Genomic DNA, 20,754 nt, shown 5'->3' on the forward strand with positions numbered 1-20,754 from the left:
CTTTTGACTTGTGACTTTTGACTTTTGACTTTTGACTTTTGCCTTTTGCCTTTTGACTTTTGACTTGTGACTTTTGACTTTTGACTTTTGCCTTTTGACTTTTGACTTTTGACTTTTGACTTTTGACTTTTGCCTTTTGCCTTGTTGTACTAGTTTTTTGGTTTTGTTAGCAATTATTTTTCTTAACTGAAGTATAGTTATTTATAATTCACGATTGCTTGTGCAAGTTTTGGTAGATGATGCTTAACTGCTTCTCTACCTCTGGTGGTCTATTGGTAAAGCGAATATAAAAGCTATTATCTGTTGATTGCTCTAAAACTTTGGCATAAATATCTTCGCTGAATATTTCAGTATTAGGCATTTGTAAGTTGAGCTTGATATTTGTTAGAGGTGCTAATACATGAGAAATTTCATCTTGAATAATATAGATTTCTGCACCCTTTAATGAAAGTCTGCTTACCTTTCCCTGCATGATAGTACCATCAAGATGTTTGCCATCCAAAGCTGTATATTGTAGAGGAATTTCTTCAGTTAAATTTAAAAATATCTCCTCTTCTTGAGGGAGGTAAAGATTATATTTTCCACCTATACCGCCAATCTCATAAATTGTGATGGGTTGTTGCACACCTTTTGGTTGGACTTGTTTTTGCCCATCAATCTTTAATATTGTTTCTACCGCTTTGAAAGTAGATTCGGAAATCAATATTTGCCCGCCAATACTGTAAGATTCAATGCGATATGTGAGATTAACTTGGTCGCCTACAATTCCATATTTGCTACGTTTCTCAGAGCCAATATTACCAACGACAACTTCACCAGTATTAATGCCAATCCCCATTTCTAAATTAGGTAATCCTTGTTGTTTCATGGTTTCGTTAACAGCCTGCATCGCTAATTGCATTCCTACAGCACAAGCGATCGCTCTGGTTGCGTCGTCTTCGCGATGGGTGGGAGCGCCAAACAGTACTAAAATTCCATCCCCCATGAACTCATCAATGGTTCCCTGGTACTGGGTGATGACATCAGCCATGTATCCCAAGTAGAGATTGATAATTTTAATTACTTCTTCGGCGGGTAAGCGTTCGGATATGGCTGTAAAACCACGAATATCTGAAGTGAGAATGGTGATATTCCGCCGTTCGCCACCTAACTTCAAACCTTGGGGATTTTCTAGTAAATTAGCAACTACTGTATCAGTTAGGTAACGACCAAAGGTTTTACGTATAGAACCAGCCATACGCGCAAAATAAGCCGTAACTGCGATCGCACTTCCAGCTAAAGCAAATAATGCTGGTATCACTGGTATCCACCAGCCGGCTAAAAATGCAGTATAAGAAAAACCTACTAACCCACCTGCGGCGATCACCGGAGCCAAGACTTTAGGTAATGAGACTTTGCTCATTCCCCCTGTGTATCGTAATTGCCAAATTAAGGTAGCACCTAATCCAGACCAGAATAAAATCCACAAACATTCTAATGGTTCCGCCCAAGTTTTAATTAAAGGACGCTGATCGAGTACACTGCTCAGAATTTGGCTAATCTGATTGGCGTGGATTTCTACTCTAGGGGTGTGTTCAAAACCGAGAGGAAAACCACTATTAAAGGGAGAAAAGACGAAATCCTCAAAAATTTCCCCTACATTACCAATTAAGATAATGCGATCGCGTCCCCAATCAGGAGGTAAGCGATTAAGCAAAATATCTGACATGGAAACCAATTCAAAGGACTGTTTCGGCCCGCGATAGTTTAATAAAATCTGATATCTTGTAGCATCAGCGCCTACATAACCACCATCATTTGCAGCAAAGGCTGGAAATGTAGTTTTTCCCAAGCGATATATAGGTGCATCAATTTCTGGCGGCTTAATTCCTTCTGGCTGTAAATATCGTAAAGCCAGCATCATGCCAAAGCTCCAAATCTTTTTCCCTTGGCGATCGCTAATCGATAAAAACCCACGCCTCACTTTCGCATCTGGATCAATCAGTAAACCATTAGCGCCTATTTGTCCCTTAGCTTTCAACAAAGGAGAAGGCGGAACGCCTGCACCAATTACTTGTTGGATACCAATTATATTGTGATAACTTTGATAAACCTTAGTTAAATCTGCGTGTCCTGGGTCTACAGGTAAATCGCGATAAATATCAAGACCAATAACTCTTGGCTTTCTCTGTTGTAGTTTTACAAGTAACTGAGCTAAAAGCTTATCTGGTAAATAGTCCTGACCAATCAGCTCGTGTAAATCTGTTTCATCAATACCCACAATCGCAATGCGATCGTCACGGGATTCTTGCGGACGTAAACGTATATATTGATCGAATGCTGCCCATTCCAAGAACTGAAGTAAACCAGAAAAGCGTAGTAAGATAATCAATCCGGTAACACTAGGAGTAATAATCAATAAGCTACGCCATTGCCAAAGCACCTGTCTCAGCTTTGTCCACATTGAACCAGACCAAAATTATTTTGTATTGTTATTGTTAGCGCAAAATATCTGAATCGTAAACGATGTGTTACCCATTTTTTCAGAAAGTTATTAAAGTTTAATTAGTTTGATTGATGAAAAATCAAAGTTATACCAATTCAAATAATGTTGGCGACACATCAATATATTTTAGAAGGCAAGGCAATGCCCCTACAAGCTGTCGCATTCTTTTTTAAAGTTGGTTTAAATAACCGTTTTGGAACTGCCAGAATCAAGAACGAGTATTGTTAGTTGATTAAGCATGAATCGGTAAAGCGATCGCAAATTTTCTTCTCTGACATAGGCTGGAAATTACAGTCAAAGTTCCGCCATGTTTTTCTGTGATGATTTGGCAAGCGATCGCTAAAACTAAAAACTGCTGTAGAGATTTTTATGTTTGCTGTCATCTCCATTGTTTCAGAAAAATCTCACCAAAATCTTCCATCATCAGCACATAACCATTCTGGTAAGGTTCCAAGCTGTAGGTTTGGACAATTAAAGGCGAGTTGAGATTTTTCGTAATGATGTACTGGTTGCGAAATTATTGCGACTTTTTTTTCTCAGTATTGAGTTGTCAATTCTTCCTTAGAACTATTTTTAATCAAGTGTGTGTTCCCTATTGATGTAAATACGGTAACTTTATTGATTTTATGTTGTTAAACTAATTACAATTTAAAAACTCAAGTTTTACGGAAAACTTTATTGAGCCTTGAGCCTACTGACAAGAGGCAGAAAATTTCCTTCTATTGTGAGGAGTGATAAATCAATGGGATCAATGTTTATTACTGCCAATGATTGGCCACATATAGCATTTAGACTGGCGATGGCGCTTCTAGTAGGCTGCATGATTGGCTTGAACCGTCAGCAAGGAGGTAGACCTGCTGGCATGAGAACTTTTATGTTGGTAAGTATGGGCGCAGCATTATTCGTGATGATCCCGTTACAAGCTGAAGGTGACAGCCCTTATGCAGCTACCAATGCCTTAAGTCGTACAATTCAGGGTGTAGCCACAGGTGTAGGATTTCTGGGTGCTGGATTAATTCTGCAAGAATCTCCCAGAAAATCTCATGTGCCAAAAGTTCGAGGCTTAACCACAGCCGCCTGTGTTTGGACTTCAGCAGGATTGGGTGCAGCAATTGGCTGTGGTTTGTGGCAAATGGGATTATTAGGAGGGTTGCTAACGCTGATTACGCTGAGTGGAGTTAAAAAGCTCAATCGCTCCTTCGTTAGCCTAGGTAGTCAAAATAAAAAGGGCAAAAGTCAGGAGTTAATCATCACTGAAGAACAGGATGATGATGATGATTAACATTTAGTTACAGCATAAGAATTGGTTGATGCAAAAAGTTTTGATTTCTAACTCATTCATCATAAATTTTTCGCTGCTGATATCTAACTTTCACTTTTTTGCCACGGTGAAGTCGGTAATTGATTGACTGATTTGACAATACAGCTTTCTAAATAAATAGGAATTTGCCCACAATTAGGACATTGCGCTCTGTTATCTGGTTTGCTGTCGGTTTTACCTTTGGGACGAGGCTTTGAGTTTTGGGGTGTCATAAAAACCACTTCAATAGACAGTGGTGCTTGGCATTTCTGACATTCGCAAATTAATAGTTGCTCTGTAGGGCTTGTTTGGTAGACTTTGAGATGTTGAGCAGGAAAGAACTGTTCTGGTGGTTCAGGCTGGTAATGCGATTCATCAAAATTCTCAGAAATAGGTTTGGTCATGATTACTTTAGTATTTGTTGCCAGTAGCTAATGGTAGTGACCTGCAATGCTAACTCTCTTCTATGATTTTGACTTGAAATATTGAATATGCGTTAGCTGCATCTTGGTAAAATCATAAATTTATCAGCTTTTTTGTCAAGTTGCAGCCGCGATGCTTGCGGCTGGCTAGGCCAACGCATTTGAGTTGATGGTATCTCAATATTGCTCGGTTAAGGATTTTCAACTCGGAATTTACTTTGGGGAAAAGGTGAAAGGGTAAGGGTTAAAGGTTTTTCTTGCCCCTTTTCCCTTCCCCTTAACCGACAAGTATTGGATGATATCTCCGCGATCGCCATTTCTCTATTAAGAATTTTGGCACTTCACTTCTAGTAAAAATGGGATAGGCAATTGCCCATCCCACAAAAAACCTAAGTTATGCTAATTACCCTTCAATTCGAGGGTGTACTTTAGGTTCCAGAAGTCCAAGAATTGATGTACTCAATTTGGTCTGCTGTGAGGGTATCAATGTTAATTCCCAAAGCCTGTAATTTCAGGCGGGCAATTTCTTCATCTACTTCTCTAGGAACTGAGTGTAAACCTGGTTCGAGTTTACCTTTGTTCTTCACTAGGTATTCCACAGCTAAAGCTTGGTTAGCAAAGCTCATATCCATAACGGCGCTGGGGTGTCCTTCCGCAGCCGCTAGGTTAATCAAGCGTCCTTCGCCTAGAACAATCACTGATTTACCGCTTGGCAATTTATACTCTTCAGTGAAGGGGCGTACTTGCTTAACTTCTTTAGCTTGAGATGCTAAATATTTCAGGTCAAGTTCAATATCGAAGTGACCGGAGTTACAGACGATCGCGCCGTCTTTCATCGCGTCGAAATGTTCACCACGAATTACGTGCTTGTTACCTGTAACTGTGATAAACAAGTCACCTTGAGGTGCAGCTTCTGACATAGGCAGAACGCGGAAACCATCCATTACAGCTTCAATTGCCTTAATGGGGTCGATTTCGGTCACAATCACATTTGCACCTAAACCACGGGCGCGGAGTGCTGTACCTTTACCACACCAGCCGTAACCAACAACAACAATGGTTTTACCAGCTAGCAGAATATTGGTTGCACGGATAATCCCATCTAAGGTAGATTGTCCGGTACCGTAGCGGTTATCAAAGAAATGCTTGGTGTCAGCATCGTTGACATTCACTGCGGGGAAGGTGAGAACGCCATCTTTGAACATGGCGCGTAACCGCACAATTCCCGTTGTAGTTTCTTCAGTGGTGCCAATTAAATCGGCAATTTGATGTTGGCGTTGCTGAATGAGGGTGGCAACCACATCACTACCATCATCAATAATGATGTTGGGACGATGGTCAAGGGCAATTTGGACGTGACGGTTATAAGTTTCGTTATCTTCGCCTTTTTGGGCAAAAACAGGAATTTCGTGATCAACGACGAGGCTAGCAGCTACGTCATCTTGAGTTGAAAGAGGATTGCTAGCAATTAACACTGCATCTGCACCACCAGCTTTCAAAGCGATCGCTAGATGTGCGGTTTCTGTAGTTACGTGAGCACAAGCCACTAGGCGCAACCCAGCAAAGGGTTTTTCTTGAGCAAAGCGATCGCGGATTTGCCGTAAAACTGGCATTTCGCGTCCAGCCCATTCAATGCGCTGTCTTCCCAAGGGAGCGAGGGCGAGGTCTTTAACCTCGTGCTTTAATCGGGGAGAAGTTGCGGTCATCAAAAATGTCCTCTAAAAAGTCAAAAAAGGTACGCAATCTCTTACGTACTGTACTAGATTATTCCACGACTTGCCATTTTTGGCTGTAATCTCCAAACCAAGTCAATGGCTCTTTAAACTAGCTTGACTTTTCATCGGGGGGAATGTCAACAAGGAGGGGACTGGGGATGAGGGGGAAAGGGAAAGGGGAAAAGGAAAAAAGGGAAATTATTATTACCCATTCCCCATTCCCCATTCCCCATGCCCAATGCCCAATGCCCAATGCCCAATGCCCAAAATTCATTTATCCTTGATCAGAGTAATATCAAAAATTCCTGTAGTTATTGCTCACAATAAACAACGTATGATGTCATCTGCCTAAAGATAGATAAGCAAGAAAATTAAACACATCTACCTGAAAGGACAAATTAAACTTTAGATAGGTACATTTACTTAAATTTATTGTGGAGGATAACTTAGCGGGTATTTGATAAAAGATGTTAAGCAAGGAGGTGTTGGAGTGCGCTATCAATTTTTGGCGCTAATGAGTTCAATGGCGATCGCTGTTGTCTCTGTACCCAAAGCTACAGCCCAAATTCCCTTTTTACCTAGCTTGCCAACTCCTAGTAGTGTAAGTAAAGATTCAGATAATAGAATTGTCACAGGCTGGATCTATTTAGACGGTCGCAGGTTGTTCCAAATAGCAGCAACTAGAATAAATTTTCCAGAGCGATCGCAAAATATTCAACAAAACTTGGATGAAATTAGCCAAAATTACCTGCGTTCAGCTGCACAATCAGTCAATGTTCAGGTAGAAAAAGTTAACGAAGCACCTGTAATTACTATCAACGGTCAATACCTGATGACCGTAACTTCCGAAGACGCGAGACTGCGTGAGGAAGATGCCACCCTTTCAGCCAATCAAATAGTAGATACATTACAAGAAGCCTTACAAAGGGCAAAACAAGAACGGAATACGCAATTTTTAATTGACCAAGGGAAAATAGCAGCTGCGATCGCCCTGGCAATGATGGCTGCTAGTTGGGGTGTATATCGTTGGCAACGTCGTTCTCAACATAATGTCAAACAGCCTAACCTCCCGACTTCTCGCCAAACCCAACCAATCACCACACAACTAAATCAACAGCAACATCGGCATTTACACGAAGTCAAAAAACGCCTATTTCAGCTAACTCAAGCTGGAATTTGGGGTGGTGGTACATTTATGATTTTGGGTTTATTTCCCTACACCAGAGTTCTGCAATTAGGAATTCTCTCAGCTGCTCAAATTCCTCTGAGATTGGGGATTGTAGCATTAGGCACTTACGTAGTGATTCGATTTAGTTATGCACTGATAGACCGTTTTACCTCCACTCTCATCAGCAGTGGTGCTTTATTCGCCTCCGAAACTTCGGAACGGTTACAACTACGGGTTTCTACGTTTTCGGGTGTAACAAAAAGTATTGCCACAATTACCTGTGTCAGCGTCGGCTTTTTGTTAGGATTAATCGCTTTGGGGATAGATATCCTACCCTTATTAGCGGGTGCGAGTTTAGTGGGTGTTGCCGTTTCCCTAGCGTCGCAAAACCTGATCAAAGATGCAATTAACGGATTTTTGATTATTTTAGAAGACCAATACGCCTTAGGCGATGTGATTAACGTTGGCACAGTGGGCGGCTTAGTAGAAAACTTGAACTTGCGGATGACCCAAGTTCGTGACTCCGAAGGACGCTTAATTACAATTCCCAACAGTGAAGTTAAAATTGTTGCCAATCTTTCTAGCCGTTGGTCAAGGGCAGATTTAACCATTCCCGTAGACTACCAAGCTGATATTGACGAAGTTTTGAAATTAATTACTACTGTTGCCTTAGAGATGGATGAAGATCCAGTCTGGAAACATCAGATTGTAGAAACACCAAAAGTTTTAGGAGTTGATAACTTTGGCGATCGCGGTTTAATTATTCGTGTGTGGATTAAAACCCAACCCCTGAAACAATGGGATGTGGCGAGAGAATACCGCCGCCGTCTCAAAATCGCCTTCGACCAAGCCGGAATTTTTATTCCTGTTCCCCAACAGGCAATTTGGATTAATGATGTGCAATTGCAGCAACTCCAAGAGAATGGTAAAGCTAATTAATTAGGAATGGGGCATGGGGGATTGGGCATGGGGTAAAAGTTGCAGAGACGCGATTAATCGCGTCTGTACAAAAAAGTTATTTATTCCTAGTTCCCATTACCCCTTCCCCCTTTCCCTTTCCCCAAGAATTTATAATCAAAATATGGAACAACAACCGATACAAGTAATTGGAGGTGGACTAGCTGGGACAGAGGCAGCTTGGCAAATTGCCCAGGCTGGTGTGCCGGTGATTTTCCATGAAATGCGTCCCAATCGCTTTAGCCCTGCCCACCATACAGAACATGTTGCAGAATTAGTTTGTAGTAATTCCTTTGGTGCAATGGCAAGCGATCGCGCTACGGGATTATTACATGAAGAATTGCGGCAGCTAAATTCCATTGTTATTGCCAAAGCTGATGAACACTCTGTTCCCGCAGGTGGGGCGCTGGCTGTAGATAGAGGACAATTTAGCCAAGATTTAACAGAAATATTATCTCGTCATCCTTTAATTGAATTTCGCCGGGGTGAAGTTCCTGCCATTCCTGAAGGTATTGTGGTTTTGGCAACAGGGCCGTTAACTAGCCCGGATTTGGCAGAAGATATCCGTCGCTTAACGGGGATGGAATACCTCAGCTTTTTTGATGCTGCTAGCCCCATTGTTGTTGGAGAATCAATTAACCGCGATATTGCTTTTATGGCTTCTCGCTATGACAAAGGCGAAGCAGCTTATCTCAACTGTCCCATGAATAAAGAGCAATATCTGCATTTTTGGGAAGAACTTCGCAAAGCTGAACAAACGGAATTGAAGGATTTTGAACGCGAAACAGCGAAATTTTTTGAAGCTTGTCTCCCCATCGAAGAACAAGCTTTGCGGGGGGAAGATACGATGCGCTATGGCCCCCTCAAACCAGTCGGGTTATCTGATAGCCGCACCGGAGAACGCCCTTACGCTGTAGTGCAGTTGCGACAAGAAGATAAAGCCGGTCAACTTTGGAACATGGTAGGCTTCCAAACAAATCTGCGTTGGGGTGAGCAAAAGCGAGTATTTAAATTAATTCCTGGTTTAGAAAATGCCGAATTTGTGCGGTTGGGAGTGATGCACCGCAACACTTTTATTAATGCACCTCAATTGATGCATCCCACTCTGCAATTTAAACAGCGTCCCACTTTACTAGCGGCGGGGCAATTAATTGGTACTGAAGGCTACACCGCTGCGGCTGCGGGTGGCTGCTTGGCGGGAATTAATGCTGCGAGATTAGCTTTAGGCAAAGAAACTTTAGCTCTACCACCCACAACCATGATGGGTGCGCTGTTTGAATTTATCAGTTCCGCTTCGCCTAAACACTTTCAACCCATGCCGCCCAACTTCGGTATTTTCCCGGAATTGGGTGTAAAAATTAAGAATAAACAAGAGCGCTATGGACGCTACCGCGATCGCTCTTTGGCTGACTTAGCAAACTGGAAACTTGCAATGTAGCAATATATAGATGACATCTTCATCACTGTAATGTTCTCCGTTAGGGGTTTAGGAATGCTCGACTTCCTAAACCCCTTAGTTTTCTTATACCAATTCAAATAATGTTTGCGACAAATAAATTCTTTGTAGGGGCACGGCATCCACAATCTTGTGGTATATCGAATTATCTTACTGGTGCCGTGCCCCTAGCTACCCATCTGTCGCATTCTTTTTTCAAAATGGTATTAGCCTAACACTTATAAACTACTAAAAAGGGGAAAGTTCTTAAAATCACCATTTTCAGGGGAATTAGGGGTAAAACTTTTTTCTACTAACTAGAGGGCTTTTAAAACATTCTCTAAAATAGTTTTAATACATTATTTATCTAGTTTTTCGATTGCATTGCTAATCAATAAAAACTAAATTTTAAAATACCAATTACGGCGATACATGAAATAAAGAATCAACCACCAGAAAATTACGGTTGTTATAGCAAATAATAAGGAACCATTCAGCGCACCCGCCCAAGGTTTAAATAAATGCCCGTAAATCCAAGTGTAAGTAGTCGGTGCATCACTACCATTACCGATGTGCGTTTTAATTAAGATTCTGGCTACGAAACCAGAACCGACAAAAGCGAAGATAGCATTTAAGCCCATGACTTCAAAAGGAAAACCTAGCCACTTAAAATTGCGAACTTCGATTAATTCATAGCAAGCGGCTAGTAATAACAATGCAAAACCAGCAGTGAAAATAACATAAGAACTTGTCCATAATTGTTTATTGATAGGAAATAAAAATCCCCACAAATGCCCTACTAAAATACAACTCATCCCCACAATCACTAAATTGATGCTGGTACGACTTTGCTGAGGTTGTTTACTTAGCCATTCTCCAGTAAAGTAACCAACGAGAACGGTAACTACAGCAGGTAAGGTACTTAGTAAACCTTCTGGATCGAAGGGTTTTCCACCTAATAAGTGTTGCTGTCCTAAAATTAAGCGATCGCAGTACCCTACTAAATTACCTTCGGGTGTCAAGTTACCAGCACCATAACCGGGAACGGGAATAAGTTGCATAGCAGCCCAGTAGCCAAGGAGCAAGATTGCCGCTAATATCCATAAAGCACGACGCTGGAGATTGAGTATAGCGATCGCACTGATGAAATAAGCGAGACTAATCCTTTGCAATACGCCCATAATCCGAATTGTGGCGAATTTGGATGCAGGCGCACCATTGAGCCAGAAATCTAGAGTTAAGGAAAATAACGCTAAAAATAATCCTAATCCAAATAAAATTAAAGCTCTACGCCCAATCCGCCAATACACTGCTTTAGTAGGACGGTTTTCTTGTGTGTATTTGGATAGGGAAAAAGGCATTGCTGCACCGACAATGAACAAGAAGAACGGAAAGATAAAATCTGGAGGTGTGTAACCGTTCCACTCGGCGTGATCTAGCTGTGGATACATATCATTCCAACTTCCGGGATTATTCACTAAAATCATGGAAGCGATCGCAATACCACGAAATACATCCAGAGATTTCCAGCGCTGAGATAGTTTCATGTAAGTAGGTCTGCGAAATTAAAGATAACTGCTGAGGCTGTCATTGGTCATTGGTCATTGGTCATTAGTAAGGGTTTGAAGCTTATTGACGGTTCTTAACATAGTTTGGTTTTTCATCGATTTATTTCACATCAAGATTTCAGGTAAGCTAGCAATCGGTTTAAGTTAATTAAGTAAGCCGTTAGAAATAAAGCAAACTAGATTACGAAATCTAAAAAGGCTTGAAACTCTTACCAATGACAAAGCGCAAAGTCTGAGCGGAGGTTTCCTCCGATCGGAACTTTGTAAGAATGACAAAGGACAAATGACAGCCTTAACTAGTTATCTTTCTTTGCAGCGACCTACTGAGCGATTGAACATAACTATATTAATCAGGGAAAAACCTTGATCCTTTCCCCTGCAAAACTTTACATATTTTGTTTGAATCGCGCACTTCCTGAGGAGATGTCACGTGGGGTTGAGTTCAGTTTTCGGGTTGCAAATCCCAATTATTGCAGCGTTGCTATTTATCTTGTGCTTATCAGCTATCTTTTTTTACTGTTTTGCCATATACGCAGCGATCGTTTTTTTTCGCCAACCCCGCGAGTTAGATTTAGAATTCCACCCCCCGGTGAGTATCCTCAAGCCTATTTGTGGTGTTGATCGCGATGCTGAGAATAACCTGGCTTCATTTTGCCAACAAGATTATCCCCAATATCAAATTATCTTTGCGGTGCGCGATCGCCAAGACCCTGCTATAGAAGTTATCAATCAAATTATCCAGCAGTTTCCTGATATCGATATTGATTTGGTGGTAAGCGATCGCATTATTGGCGCTAACCTGAAAGTCAGTAATTTGGCGAATGCTGTAACTGCGGCGAAACATAAAATTTTGCTCATCGCTGATAGTGATATTCGCGTTGGTAGAGACTATTTGCAACGAGTCATTCAACCATTCAAAGACGAGAAAGTTGGTGTAGTTACTTGTTTATACCGTTCTCTGGCTCAAGGATGGGTAACAATTTTAGAAGCTATTGGTACAGCTTGCGATTTTCATCCTGGTGTTTTAGTTAGCAACCACCTGGAGGGGATTAAATTCGCCTTTGGTTCTACGATTGTAATTCGTAAACAAGCCCTAGCCGCAATGGGGGGATTTGATGCGATCGCCGATCATCTGGCTGATGATTTCCAACTAGGCTATTTACCCGCCCAAGCTGGTTACAAAGTAGTGCTATCTGATTACATCGTCGATCATGTGTTAGACGATAGCAGCTTGGCTGATGTGATCCAGCGCCAAATCCGTTGGGCGCGTTGTATCCGAGTTTCCCGCCCTGGGGGTTATCTGGGATTACTGTTTACTTTCGGTACAGTTAATAGCTTGCTGTTTTTGCTAGCTACAGGAGGATCAATCTTTGCTTGGGTTGTACTCGCTATTACCTGGATAATGCGATCGCTGATGGCTTGGGTGGTTGGCGTAACTATGCTGAAAGATTCAGTCGCTAAACAGTTTTTTTGGTTTATTCCTGTACGTGATTTGTTCCACTTTGCGATTTGGTGTAGTGGCTTTGTTGGTAGCACCATAGTTTGGCGCGGACAAAAATTTAAGTTGAGCGCAGGTGGTAAATTAATTTTCTTAAAAGAATCATGAGCATATTTTCCTGAATTCTCTGTAAAAACTGCGATCGCCTTTTATAGATAACAGAGGTTTTATTTGGTGAATTCTCTAAATGTAGAGTCAGGCAATTTATTTTTCAGCAATAATTTAGGTTAGCTATATATTTGATTGTCTATCTTTAAGAAAACGTTGCAATTGATGAGTGAAAACGTCTAAGTAGGTAAAGTTTATTTTCAGTAGAATCTATCAGAAATTAAGCGTGCTATTTTAAATACATGAAGCTAATCAAGCTTCCCTGGCAGATACAACAGCCAAGTTGACAAAGTACAAGTTAGTTAAGAGGTAAAAAAGCTGTTAATTCGTCTGTCTCGTCAGCTAACAACAACACCCAACTCGAAAGCTAATATTTCCTCAATATAGTAAAGAGGGGGATAATACAAGTAAATTATTATTACATCGCGAGTATGTAGATAATTTTTGTAGCCCCATCTGCAAAGCCAAAGTCAGAGGAAATCACTAAGCAGGTCGCAGCTTGGGTGTTGTTGTTTTTAGAGGTTTTTGCCAAAATTTTATAGAATTCGGTTAGTTCAGGTAGGGGCATAACATTGTTATGCCCTTAAAATTATCTGCACCTCAATCAGTTAGAGTCTGGCGTATTTATTAAAAAGAATTGTTGCCATTTATAAATCAAAATATTTTTAAAAGTAAAGTTTAGTTTCATACTGAATCTATCAGAATGAAGCGTGCTATTTTAAAAATATGAAGCAAATAAAGCTTCATTCGGCGAATACAACAGCCAAGTTGACAAAGTCCAGTTAGTTAAGAGGTAAAAAAGCTGTTAGATAGTCAGTATCGCCAACTAACAACAACACCCAACTCGAAAGCTAATATTTCCTCAATGTGGTAAAGAGGGGGATCATACAAAAGGTTAATTACATAGCGAGTATGTAATTAGTAATTGTAGCCCCGTGTGCAAAGATAAACGAGAGGAAATCACTAAGCAAGTCGCAGCTTGGGTGTTGTTGTTTTTAGGAGTTTTTGCAAAATTTGATAAAATCACAAGATTTAGATCCCCGACTTTTTCAAAAAGTCGGGGATCTGAGCAACAACGTTTATCTAAACCAAGTCTGTAATGGAAAATTGGCGTTGACGGTCTAGTTCCTGAAGTTGCAGTTTTTCAGTATAAAAAGCTTGATAATATGATTGCCATCTTTCTGGTTCTGCTTCTGGATCGGTTTCTTGCCATAGTTCCAAAAAGTGACGATAGCGCTTTTCTCGCATTACCCTTTCCATACAAGCGATCGCAGCTTGAACAACTTGCGGAGTCCGCATGATATCTTTCTTGCTTTTCTCATTTAAATGAAACAAATGAGATACTAAATTCAAATCTTCAGCTAATTCTAGGTATCTATCTTGGAGATTGGAGATTAAGTCTATTTGCTCTATGGTTAACTCGATAATTTTTTGCCACAAAAAGCGGTGGTGAGAAAGGCTAAATTGTAAATCTCTCTCTTCTAATGCATTTAAAATCGCTTCGCGCTGTTCGGGACAATGTAAGTAAATCCGCAATAATAAGCCTTCTGCACGTTCTAGCAAACCACGTTCACTATTAGTAACTGCAGCTTGAGAGGCTTTATTGTTCTCCCATTTTTTTTTAATTTGTATGGGTTGAGAAGTGTTGTTAGCGGGAGAAATTTGAGTCAGCAGATTTTCGACTCTTAGGGGAATTAGTCTGCTATCTCCCAAGCTGAGGATTTCTGCACAATAGGAAATATAATAATTTTGCGTATCTTTATTGACTATATTTATCAGTAATTTTACTATATTTTGAGTGACTTGCTGAAAATCTGTAGGCTGTTTTAAATCGCGGTCTTTAAGGATTTGGTCAATCTGCCAATTGAGCCACAGGGGAGCATTAATTAAAAGTTGGCGATAGTCTTCTGAGGTATGACTATGTAAGTATTCATCAGCATCCTTACCATCGGGGATGTTAAGAATTTTCAGTTGCACTTCGCCCATATAAGCGAGTTCGGCAATTTCGCCAATCGCTCTAGATGCGGCGTTAGTACCTGCATTATCCGCATCAAAGTTAAGAACTAATTGTTTTGAGTCGGTATAGCGTAATACCAAGCGGACTTGATCTAAACTTAAGGCAGTACCCAAGGAAGCGACAACATTATTAATTCCTGCGGCGTGGAGAGCGATCGCATCAAAATATCCTTCTACCACCACAGCTTGATCGAATTGGGAAATCCCAGATTTAGCTTGATCGAGGGCGAAGAGAGTCTTACCTTTACTAAAAAGCTCAGTTTCCGGGGAATTGAGATATTTTGGCTGTTCATCGGTGAGGGTTCGCCCACCAAAGCCAATTACCCGCCCTTGAATATCCCGAATGGGAATCATCAGGCGATCGCGAAACACATCATAATAACCGCCCCCTTCCTTACGGGGTTTAATCAATCCCGCTTTTTCTACTAGTTGTACTGGGTAATGTTTACTATCTACCAAATAACGGTAAACAGTTTCCCAACCTGCGGGAGCATAACCTAAACCAAATTGCTGTATTGTTTCTTCTTTGAGAATGCGATCGCTTTTGAGATACTGTAGAGCTTTTTGCCCCGCAGATTGTCTGAGAGCGTGTTGATAAAACTGTGCTGTAGAAGCGAGAACTTCATATAATTGCTCACGCAAAGACAGCTGACGCTGCAATTCTTGTCTTTGCTCAGGTTCTAAGGTTTGTACAGGTACTTGATAACGCCGTGCAAAATCTAGTACCACTTCCACAAAGGAACGCTTACCCACGTCCATCACAAACTTAATCGCATTTCCCGCCGCTTGACAGCCGAAGCAATAATACATTTGCTTAGTCTGACTAACAGTAAAGCTAGGGGTTTTCTCATCGTGGAACGGGCATAATCCCACAAAATCTTTACCGCGCTTGCGTAAAACTACATACTCAGAGACGACATCTACAATATCAGCACGTTGTTTAACTTCTTCAATTGTATCCGGGTGCAAGCGGGGGATTTGCATAGTTTGTTATTTGTCCTTTGTCATTTGTCGTTAGGTAATGGGTAATTGGTAATGGGTAATGGGTAATGAGTAATGAGTAATGAGTAATGGCTATTCTCCCCTGCACCCCTGCTTCCTCTGCTCCCTCTGCTCCCTCATCTCCCTCATCTCCCTCATCTCCCCAATCACCAGTCCCCAATCCCCAATCCCCAACCAACTTGGGAGAAAAGACAAAGGACAAATGATTAAGTACTCCTGATGGATATTATATTGTTGTTGCTCAACCAAGAAATATAGATAGTATGGCTGAGGCTGAGTCTTATAAGAGGAAATACTGAAGATGGGGCGTATTTTTATTTCTGCTGCTCACGGTGGTAAAGAAGCTGGCGGAATCGATCCAGGGACGATCGCAGGCGGGACAACAGAAGCTAGAGAAATGATTCTGTTGCGGGATTTGATTGTAACAGAACTGCGGGCGCGGAGTTTTGAAGTTTTGTCTGTTCCCGATGATTTGAGTGCAGCGGATACAATCGCCTGGATTAATGCTCGTGGACGTTCCACCGATGTGGCGTTAGAAATTCACGCTGATGCAGCTACTAGCCCAAATGTGCGCGGGGCTAGCGTCTTCTATATTGCGAGTAACGATCAGCGTAAAAGCAATGCGGAACTGCTTTTAGTAGGACTTGTACGCCGTGTACCCCAATTACCAAATCGCGGAGTTAGACCTGATACTGATAGTGGATTAGGTAAGTTAGCATTTTGCCGACAAACTGCGATCGCGGCTTTGTTGATGCAAGTAGGATTTCTCAGCAGTCCAGAAGATAGGTCTTTATTGCAAACCCGTCGCCGTGATTTTGCTTTAGGGATTGCCGATGGCTTGGCATCCTGGAGTCGTGTAGTTGACCCCAGCCAAGGTAATACACCAGAGGTAACTTATCCTCCGATTAATATTAGTGTTAATGGGCAAAATTACGCCGAAAAAGGCATACTTGTTAATGGTAATGCTTACATCCCCATTGATTTAGCAGACCGCTTGCGAGTTGATTTATCAAAAGTTCCCGAAGTTCGCCGTATTACCTATCATAAAGTAGTGTATGTTAAAGCAATTGAACTGCGAGACTTTAATGTTTCTGTGGGTTGGGATGCGGCAACAAAAACTGTACAATTGCGTTCTATTTTGGTAGTTTGCCCCGGACAGTTAGATAGAATAGTCTCGAATGGCAACACTTCAGAAGTGCAGTTACAAGTATTCTTGAGAAATAATAATGAGAATGCTTTAGTAAGATTTCCTGATATACCAAAACTCTACCGAGAAGAAGCCAGCGTAGAAGGAGTTAATTACGATATAGCCTTTTGCCAAATGTGTGTAGAAACTGGATTTTTACGCTTTGGTGGTGATATTAAACCCGAGCAAAATAACTTTGCTGGTTTAGGGACAATTGGCGGCGCTACACAAGCAGCATCTTTTGAAAGTGCCAGAATTGGTGTGAGGGCACATATCCAACATTTAAAAGCTTATGCTAGTTTAGAACCTTTAGTAAATGAAGTTGTAGACCCCAGATTTCGGTTTGTGACACGGGGAATTGCACCCTTAATTGATCAATTATCCGGGCGCTGGTCAGCAGATTTAGATTATGGTGCGAAAATTACAGCTATGGTCAAACGGTTATATGGTATTTGAATTAGCCGGATTGAAATTACTAATGGCGATCGCACCAAAGTAATAAATTTGTAAAAATAGAAAAGACGTAAAACATCAACTGTAATTCAAATGCTGAGTCAGATAACAACGCGACGCTTTACAGTGAACGAATACCATCGTTTAATTAAATTAGGTTTTTTCCACGAAGACGAACGTGTCGAACTCATTCGCGGCGAACTAGTGCAGATGATAGCTAAAGGAACAGCACACACAACCTGTTGCAGAAATCTAATTCGAGAACTAGGTCAACTAGTCGCAGGGAAAGCTGAGTTACAGTGTCAAGACCCTATAAATTTACCATCAGGTAGTGAACCAGAACCTGATTTTGCTATAGTTCGTTCGACAGCAGATAACTATTTATCTGCACACCCTACGCCGCCAGATATATTTTTAGTTATTGAAATTGCGGATTCATCTTTAGATTACGATCGTAATGTCAAAATGCCTTTATATGCTGAGGCTGAAATTCCTCATTACTGGATATTTAATTTAGTTGTTAAGCAATTAGAAGCCTACAGCGAACCTTATCAAGATTCTCAAGGTAATTTTGGCTATCGCTTCAAACGGATATTTTTAGCGAATCAATCAGTAGAATTACCTTTGCCTTTATCTCCAACGCTAGATTTAGCTGCTGTTTTTCCTCGTCAATTTACTTGATTTCCAATAATAACAGCTGATATAGCAGTAAATATTAAGTAGGGAAGCCACTGCGTTGCACGGGTTAAGAGCGTTGTAGCAAGTAACGCACCATCTTTCTCGGTGCGTTAGCGATAGCGTAACGCACCCTACAATTTAAGGTTTTCGCAAACATTATTTGATTTGGTATCAGCACTCATTATGCTGTTTTGAAAAAGCGGATAATTTCGCGCACATGATCGAGAAATTGTCCGTCTGTGGAAAGTTGCGCGATCGCATTTCTGGCTTCTCTCGATAATCGTTCGTGTTCGGTTTGGTTGGTGGCGCGCAGTTCTTCTAGATTGGCGGCGATTCTGGCTAAGTCGCGGCGGGTTTCTTCACTAAACCGTTGTTGAGTTGCGGGAATTGAATAAGAGTTTTCTGAATTCAGCTGTTCTTCTAAGGATTTGACTTTTTCTTCCAATATCGAAAAGCGATCGCGCAGTTCCACAATATCTTCACGGGGATATTGCCATTCTTGACGAATCATCCGCAATCTTGTGTATAAATATTCGTAGGCGCGGATTGCTGGACGGAGAACAGTTAGTAACAAAGCTGCACCGGAACTGATGTATCCTACAGCACTAATACCTGTGGCGGCGAGGGTATAAAGTCCAATGGTGGAAATGATATGTAAAGCGATCGCCAACCACAGCGATCGCTTGGCTAAAAGTTTGACATACTTTAATTGTTTCTCATCTACAGGAATTCCCTTTTCTTTGGACTGTGCGCCTTCTGCTAACACTTCTTTCGCTTGAAAATGTACATTCCAGGGTACGGTAACAATTACCAATAGCCACCAAAAGCTTGCGCCACCAATAGCCCAATCGAGAAAGCTACCAGCCGGGATGTGCAACCATTGCAGGATACCAAAAGTCCCCAGTACGATCACTAAAATTCCAACAATAGAACTCACAAAAAAATTAATATACATATTGCCCTGCCTATAGTGAAATTGTTACCTCAATCATGGCTAGGCTTGGGCAGTTTTACGGTAATCCCTATGATAGTTTTTAGAATTGCACAATTAGCTACAAGATGAGATAGCTATGCCAAATAGGTTGAGTATCTTTATTTACCCTTTCTGGTAAAAGCAATCGCCAAGTTTTACCTTCTCGTTGAATTTGCAGATAAACTTCAAAAGGTTGTTGCAGTTGCGTCAAGCGTCTCTTAGGTAATTTGATAATTAAGTCGTAGGTTCCCCGTACCCGGAAAGCAGGTAAATTTTCGATAGTCAGGGGTTTTTGTTCGCTAATTGCTAGCTTTTCAATATCAAAGCCTTTTAAGTCTAAATCCAGCTTTTGGCTAAGTTGTTGTTGCGTTTGTTCTAGCTGAAGTGCGATCGCTTTTTGCACTAACTGATTAGTGGGTAGCAGCCCAATCGTACCACAGGCTGTCAATAGCACTAGTAAAGCTGTCAACACTAACCGCAACATAGTTATTTTTTACAGATCACTCTCCAGCGATAGTATAGCGGTTGATGAGCCAAATTCTCTAATCTACTATGTCAACGCGAACTCTTGGACTGAATGAACAACTCTACAGTTATTTGCTAGCAGTTTCCCTCAGAGAACCAGAAATTCTGCAGAGATTGCGTCAAGAAACAGCCAGCCATCCTAGCGGGAATATGCAAATTTCTCCCGAACAAGGACAGTTTATGAGATTGCTGGTGCAGTTAATTGGTGCGAAGAAAACCTTGGAAGTTGGCGTTTTTACGGGTTATAGTTCGCTTTCGGTAGCCTTGGCGCTGCCGGCTGATGGTAAGATTATCGCCTGTGATGTTAGCGAAGAATATACTGCAATCGCGCGATTGTATTGGCAAGAAGCCAGAGTAGCCGATAAAATTGACCTGCGATTAGCACCAGCTTTAGCAACTTTAGATAATTTGTTAGCCACTGGGCAAGCTCATACCTTTGATTTTGCTTTTATTGATGCCGATAAAGTCAATTATGACGGCTATTACGAGCGCGCTTTACAATTGATCCGTCCGGGGGGATTGATTGCGATCGATAATGTTTTATGGTCAGGCAGAGTTGCCAATCCAGAAATTCAAAATGAAAGTACCCAAGCTATTCGCATCTTCAATCAAAAGTTACGCGACGACGAACGGGTAACAATTTCTCTAGTTCCTATTGGTGATGGTTTAACTTTAGCTCTCAAAAGACATTAGAGTTTATTTAAAAATAAAATTACCGTAGGGTGCGTTGTCGCGCAGCGCAACGCACCAGCATAGCTAAATATCGCGCTTCCGATATTGGTAAGGTACAGCAATAAAAAATTAACCGCAGATGATAGAGGATAAACGCTGATAAACGCTGATAAATTTGTACTTTCACTAAACTACGAAACGCTATATATAGGAATCCGATTTGATTCCTGAAAAAATATCAACTGTACAAAGTTTGACTTCCGCACAGCGGTACTAATTTTCTTGATCGAGCAACAAAATATAAGGCCAAAGTAAAGCTTTAATACAACAGACAAACATAGCAACTAAATTTGCTGCCCAAACTATGGGAAAATTAGTATATTCGTATATCTCGGTGAGTTTGTTTCTCAGTTGCAGCCATTGAATAATAGCACCTAAAGTATAAGAAGTAGCGGCAATAAATAGCCAAATAGAAATATGCATAATGTTACCTACCTAATAGTAGTAGACATGGCAATATCAGAAGTCTTACTCAGTTAAAGTGTGAAATCCCTATGCTCTCAATGGTTTTGACAGTTGCATAGCTAGAATTA

General features: G+C 41.1%; 18 protein-coding genes. 7 read left to right on the forward strand and 11 right to left on the reverse strand.

Annotation, left to right across the window (positions count from 1 at the left end):
• Positions 1–208: 208 nt before the first annotated feature.
• Complete coding sequence (locus HG267_RS36430; protein WP_045871097.1) at positions 209–2,443, reverse strand: CHASE2 domain-containing protein; 2,235 nt, start codon at positions 2,441–2,443, stop codon at positions 209–211.
• Positions 2,444–2,709: 266 nt separating this feature from the next.
• A complete protein-coding gene (locus HG267_RS36435) occupies positions 2,710–2,868 on the reverse strand; it encodes a hypothetical protein (RefSeq protein ID WP_155539304.1) in 159 nt (52 codons plus the stop codon).
• Between the two features lie 359 nt (positions 2,869–3,227).
• Between HG267_RS36435 and HG267_RS36440 the strand changes: the two genes are divergently transcribed.
• Entirely contained in the window at positions 3,228–3,767 is a 540-nt protein-coding gene (locus HG267_RS36440) for an MgtC/SapB family protein (protein WP_045871098.1), read from the forward strand.
• 83 nt (positions 3,768–3,850) lie between these two features.
• Here HG267_RS36440 and HG267_RS36445 read toward each other — a convergent pair whose 3' ends face one another.
• Together HG267_RS36445 and ahcY are read right to left on the reverse strand one after the other, a co-directional pair.
• Entirely contained in the window at positions 3,851–4,189 is a 339-nt protein-coding gene (locus HG267_RS36445) for a hypothetical protein (protein ID WP_045871099.1), read from the reverse strand.
• A 446-nt stretch (positions 4,190–4,635) separates the two neighbouring features.
• Positions 4,636–5,913, reverse strand: coding sequence for an adenosylhomocysteinase (gene ahcY, locus HG267_RS36450; protein WP_045871100.1), 1,278 nt, complete (start codon positions 5,911–5,913; stop codon positions 4,636–4,638).
• A 499-nt stretch (positions 5,914–6,412) separates the two neighbouring features.
• Here ahcY and HG267_RS36455 point away from each other — a divergent pair, with 499 nt between their 5' ends.
• Both HG267_RS36455 and trmFO read left to right on the forward strand, forming a co-directional pair.
• Positions 6,413–8,029 (forward strand): mechanosensitive ion channel family protein, encoded by a 1,617-nt coding sequence (locus HG267_RS36455; RefSeq protein WP_045871343.1) that lies wholly within the window; start codon positions 6,413–6,415, stop codon positions 8,027–8,029.
• Positions 8,030–8,171: 142 nt separating this feature from the next.
• On the forward strand, positions 8,172–9,485 hold the full coding sequence (trmFO, locus tag HG267_RS36460; RefSeq protein WP_045871101.1) for an FADH(2)-oxidizing methylenetetrahydrofolate--tRNA-(uracil(54)-C(5))-methyltransferase TrmFO: 1,314 nt from the start codon (positions 8,172–8,174) through the stop codon (positions 9,483–9,485).
• A gap of 398 nt (positions 9,486–9,883) precedes the next feature.
• On the opposite strand, the gene HG267_RS36465 is transcribed toward trmFO, so the two are convergent.
• On the reverse strand, positions 9,884–11,029 hold the full coding sequence (locus HG267_RS36465; RefSeq protein WP_045871102.1) for an acyltransferase family protein: 1,146 nt from the start codon (positions 11,027–11,029) through the stop codon (positions 9,884–9,886).
• A gap of 457 nt (positions 11,030–11,486) precedes the next feature.
• On the opposite strand from HG267_RS36465, the gene hpnI reads away from it, so the two are divergent.
• Positions 11,487–12,656, forward strand: coding sequence for a bacteriohopanetetrol glucosamine biosynthesis glycosyltransferase HpnI (hpnI, locus tag HG267_RS36470; RefSeq protein ID WP_228045608.1), 1,170 nt, complete (start codon positions 11,487–11,489; stop codon positions 12,654–12,656).
• Positions 12,657–13,739: 1,083 nt separating this feature from the next.
• Here hpnI and dnaG read toward each other — a convergent pair.
• A complete protein-coding gene (gene dnaG, locus HG267_RS36475; protein ID WP_096621656.1) occupies positions 13,740–15,656 on the reverse strand; it encodes a DNA primase in 1,917 nt (638 codons plus the stop codon).
• Positions 15,622–15,834, reverse strand: a complete 213-nt coding sequence (locus HG267_RS36480; protein WP_155539306.1) for a hypothetical protein — start codon at positions 15,832–15,834, stop codon at positions 15,622–15,624. The genes dnaG and HG267_RS36480 overlap by 35 nt, the downstream gene beginning before the upstream one ends.
• Before the next feature lie 141 nt (positions 15,835–15,975).
• Between HG267_RS36480 and HG267_RS36485 the strand changes: the two genes are divergently transcribed.
• Positions 15,976–17,316 (forward strand): N-acetylmuramoyl-L-alanine amidase, encoded by a 1,341-nt coding sequence (locus HG267_RS36485; RefSeq protein ID WP_045871104.1) that lies wholly within the window; start codon positions 15,976–15,978, stop codon positions 17,314–17,316.
• A 90-nt stretch (positions 17,317–17,406) separates the two neighbouring features.
• Positions 17,407–17,994 carry a Uma2 family endonuclease gene (locus HG267_RS36490; RefSeq protein ID WP_045871105.1) on the forward strand — a complete coding sequence of 196 codons (588 nt, stop codon included), beginning with the start codon at positions 17,407–17,409 and terminating at the stop codon, positions 17,992–17,994.
• 178 nt (positions 17,995–18,172) lie between these two features.
• On the opposite strand, the gene HG267_RS36495 is transcribed toward HG267_RS36490, so the two are convergent.
• Entirely contained in the window at positions 18,173–18,946 is a 774-nt protein-coding gene (locus HG267_RS36495) for a hypothetical protein (RefSeq protein ID WP_045871106.1), read from the reverse strand.
• 97 nt (positions 18,947–19,043) lie between these two features.
• Positions 19,044–19,448, reverse strand: coding sequence for a hypothetical protein (locus HG267_RS36500; RefSeq protein ID WP_045871107.1), 405 nt, complete (start codon positions 19,446–19,448; stop codon positions 19,044–19,046).
• 68 nt (positions 19,449–19,516) lie between these two features.
• Here HG267_RS36500 and HG267_RS36505 point away from each other — a divergent pair, with 68 nt between their 5' ends.
• Positions 19,517–20,182, forward strand: coding sequence for a class I SAM-dependent methyltransferase (locus HG267_RS36505; protein WP_045871108.1), 666 nt, complete (start codon positions 19,517–19,519; stop codon positions 20,180–20,182).
• 19 nt (positions 20,183–20,201) lie between these two features.
• Here HG267_RS36505 and HG267_RS36510 read toward each other — a convergent pair whose 3' ends face one another.
• Both HG267_RS36510 and HG267_RS36515 read right to left on the reverse strand, forming a co-directional pair.
• Positions 20,202–20,348, reverse strand: coding sequence for a hypothetical protein (locus HG267_RS36510; protein WP_155539308.1), 147 nt, complete (start codon positions 20,346–20,348; stop codon positions 20,202–20,204).
• Positions 20,349–20,434: 86 nt separating this feature from the next.
• Positions 20,435–20,644 (reverse strand): hypothetical protein, encoded by a 210-nt coding sequence (locus tag HG267_RS36515; protein WP_045871109.1) that lies wholly within the window; start codon positions 20,642–20,644, stop codon positions 20,435–20,437.
• Between the last annotated feature and the right edge of the window lie 110 nt (positions 20,645–20,754).

This window comes from Tolypothrix sp. PCC 7601, assembly GCF_025677855.1.
In the GTDB taxonomy this organism is placed as follows: Bacteria; Cyanobacteriota; Cyanobacteriia; order Cyanobacteriales; family Nostocaceae; genus Aulosira; species Aulosira diplosiphon.

What these genes read in the sequence shown, in the direction of transcription:
- HG267_RS36430 (WP_045871097.1), bottom strand. Translation starts at nt 2,443, where the DNA reads ATGTGGACAAAGCTGAGACAGGTGCTTTGGCAATGGCGTAGCTTATTG.
- HG267_RS36435 (WP_155539304.1), bottom strand. Translation starts at nt 2,868, where the DNA reads ATGACAGCAAACATAAAAATCTCTACAGCAGTTTTTAGTTTTAGCGAT.
- HG267_RS36440 (WP_045871098.1), top strand. Translation starts at nt 3,228, where the DNA reads ATGGGATCAATGTTTATTACTGCCAATGATTGGCCACATATAGCATTT.
- HG267_RS36445 (WP_045871099.1), bottom strand. Translation starts at nt 4,189, where the DNA reads ATGACCAAACCTATTTCTGAGAATTTTGATGAATCGCATTACCAGCCT.
- ahcY (WP_045871100.1), bottom strand. Translation starts at nt 5,913, where the DNA reads ATGACCGCAACTTCTCCCCGATTAAAGCACGAGGTTAAAGACCTCGCC.
- trmFO (WP_045871101.1), top strand. Translation starts at nt 8,172, where the DNA reads ATGGAACAACAACCGATACAAGTAATTGGAGGTGGACTAGCTGGGACA.
- HG267_RS36465 (WP_045871102.1), bottom strand. Translation starts at nt 11,029, where the DNA reads ATGAAACTATCTCAGCGCTGGAAATCTCTGGATGTATTTCGTGGTATT.
- dnaG (WP_096621656.1), bottom strand. Translation starts at nt 15,656, where the DNA reads ATGCAAATCCCCCGCTTGCACCCGGATACAATTGAAGAAGTTAAACAA.
- HG267_RS36485 (WP_045871104.1), top strand. Translation starts at nt 15,976, where the DNA reads ATGGGGCGTATTTTTATTTCTGCTGCTCACGGTGGTAAAGAAGCTGGC.
- HG267_RS36490 (WP_045871105.1), top strand. Translation starts at nt 17,407, where the DNA reads ATGCTGAGTCAGATAACAACGCGACGCTTTACAGTGAACGAATACCAT.
- HG267_RS36495 (WP_045871106.1), bottom strand. Translation starts at nt 18,946, where the DNA reads ATGTATATTAATTTTTTTGTGAGTTCTATTGTTGGAATTTTAGTGATC.
- HG267_RS36500 (WP_045871107.1), bottom strand. Translation starts at nt 19,448, where the DNA reads ATGTTGCGGTTAGTGTTGACAGCTTTACTAGTGCTATTGACAGCCTGT.
- HG267_RS36505 (WP_045871108.1), top strand. Translation starts at nt 19,517, where the DNA reads ATGTCAACGCGAACTCTTGGACTGAATGAACAACTCTACAGTTATTTG.
- HG267_RS36515 (WP_045871109.1), bottom strand. Translation starts at nt 20,644, where the DNA reads ATGCATATTTCTATTTGGCTATTTATTGCCGCTACTTCTTATACTTTA.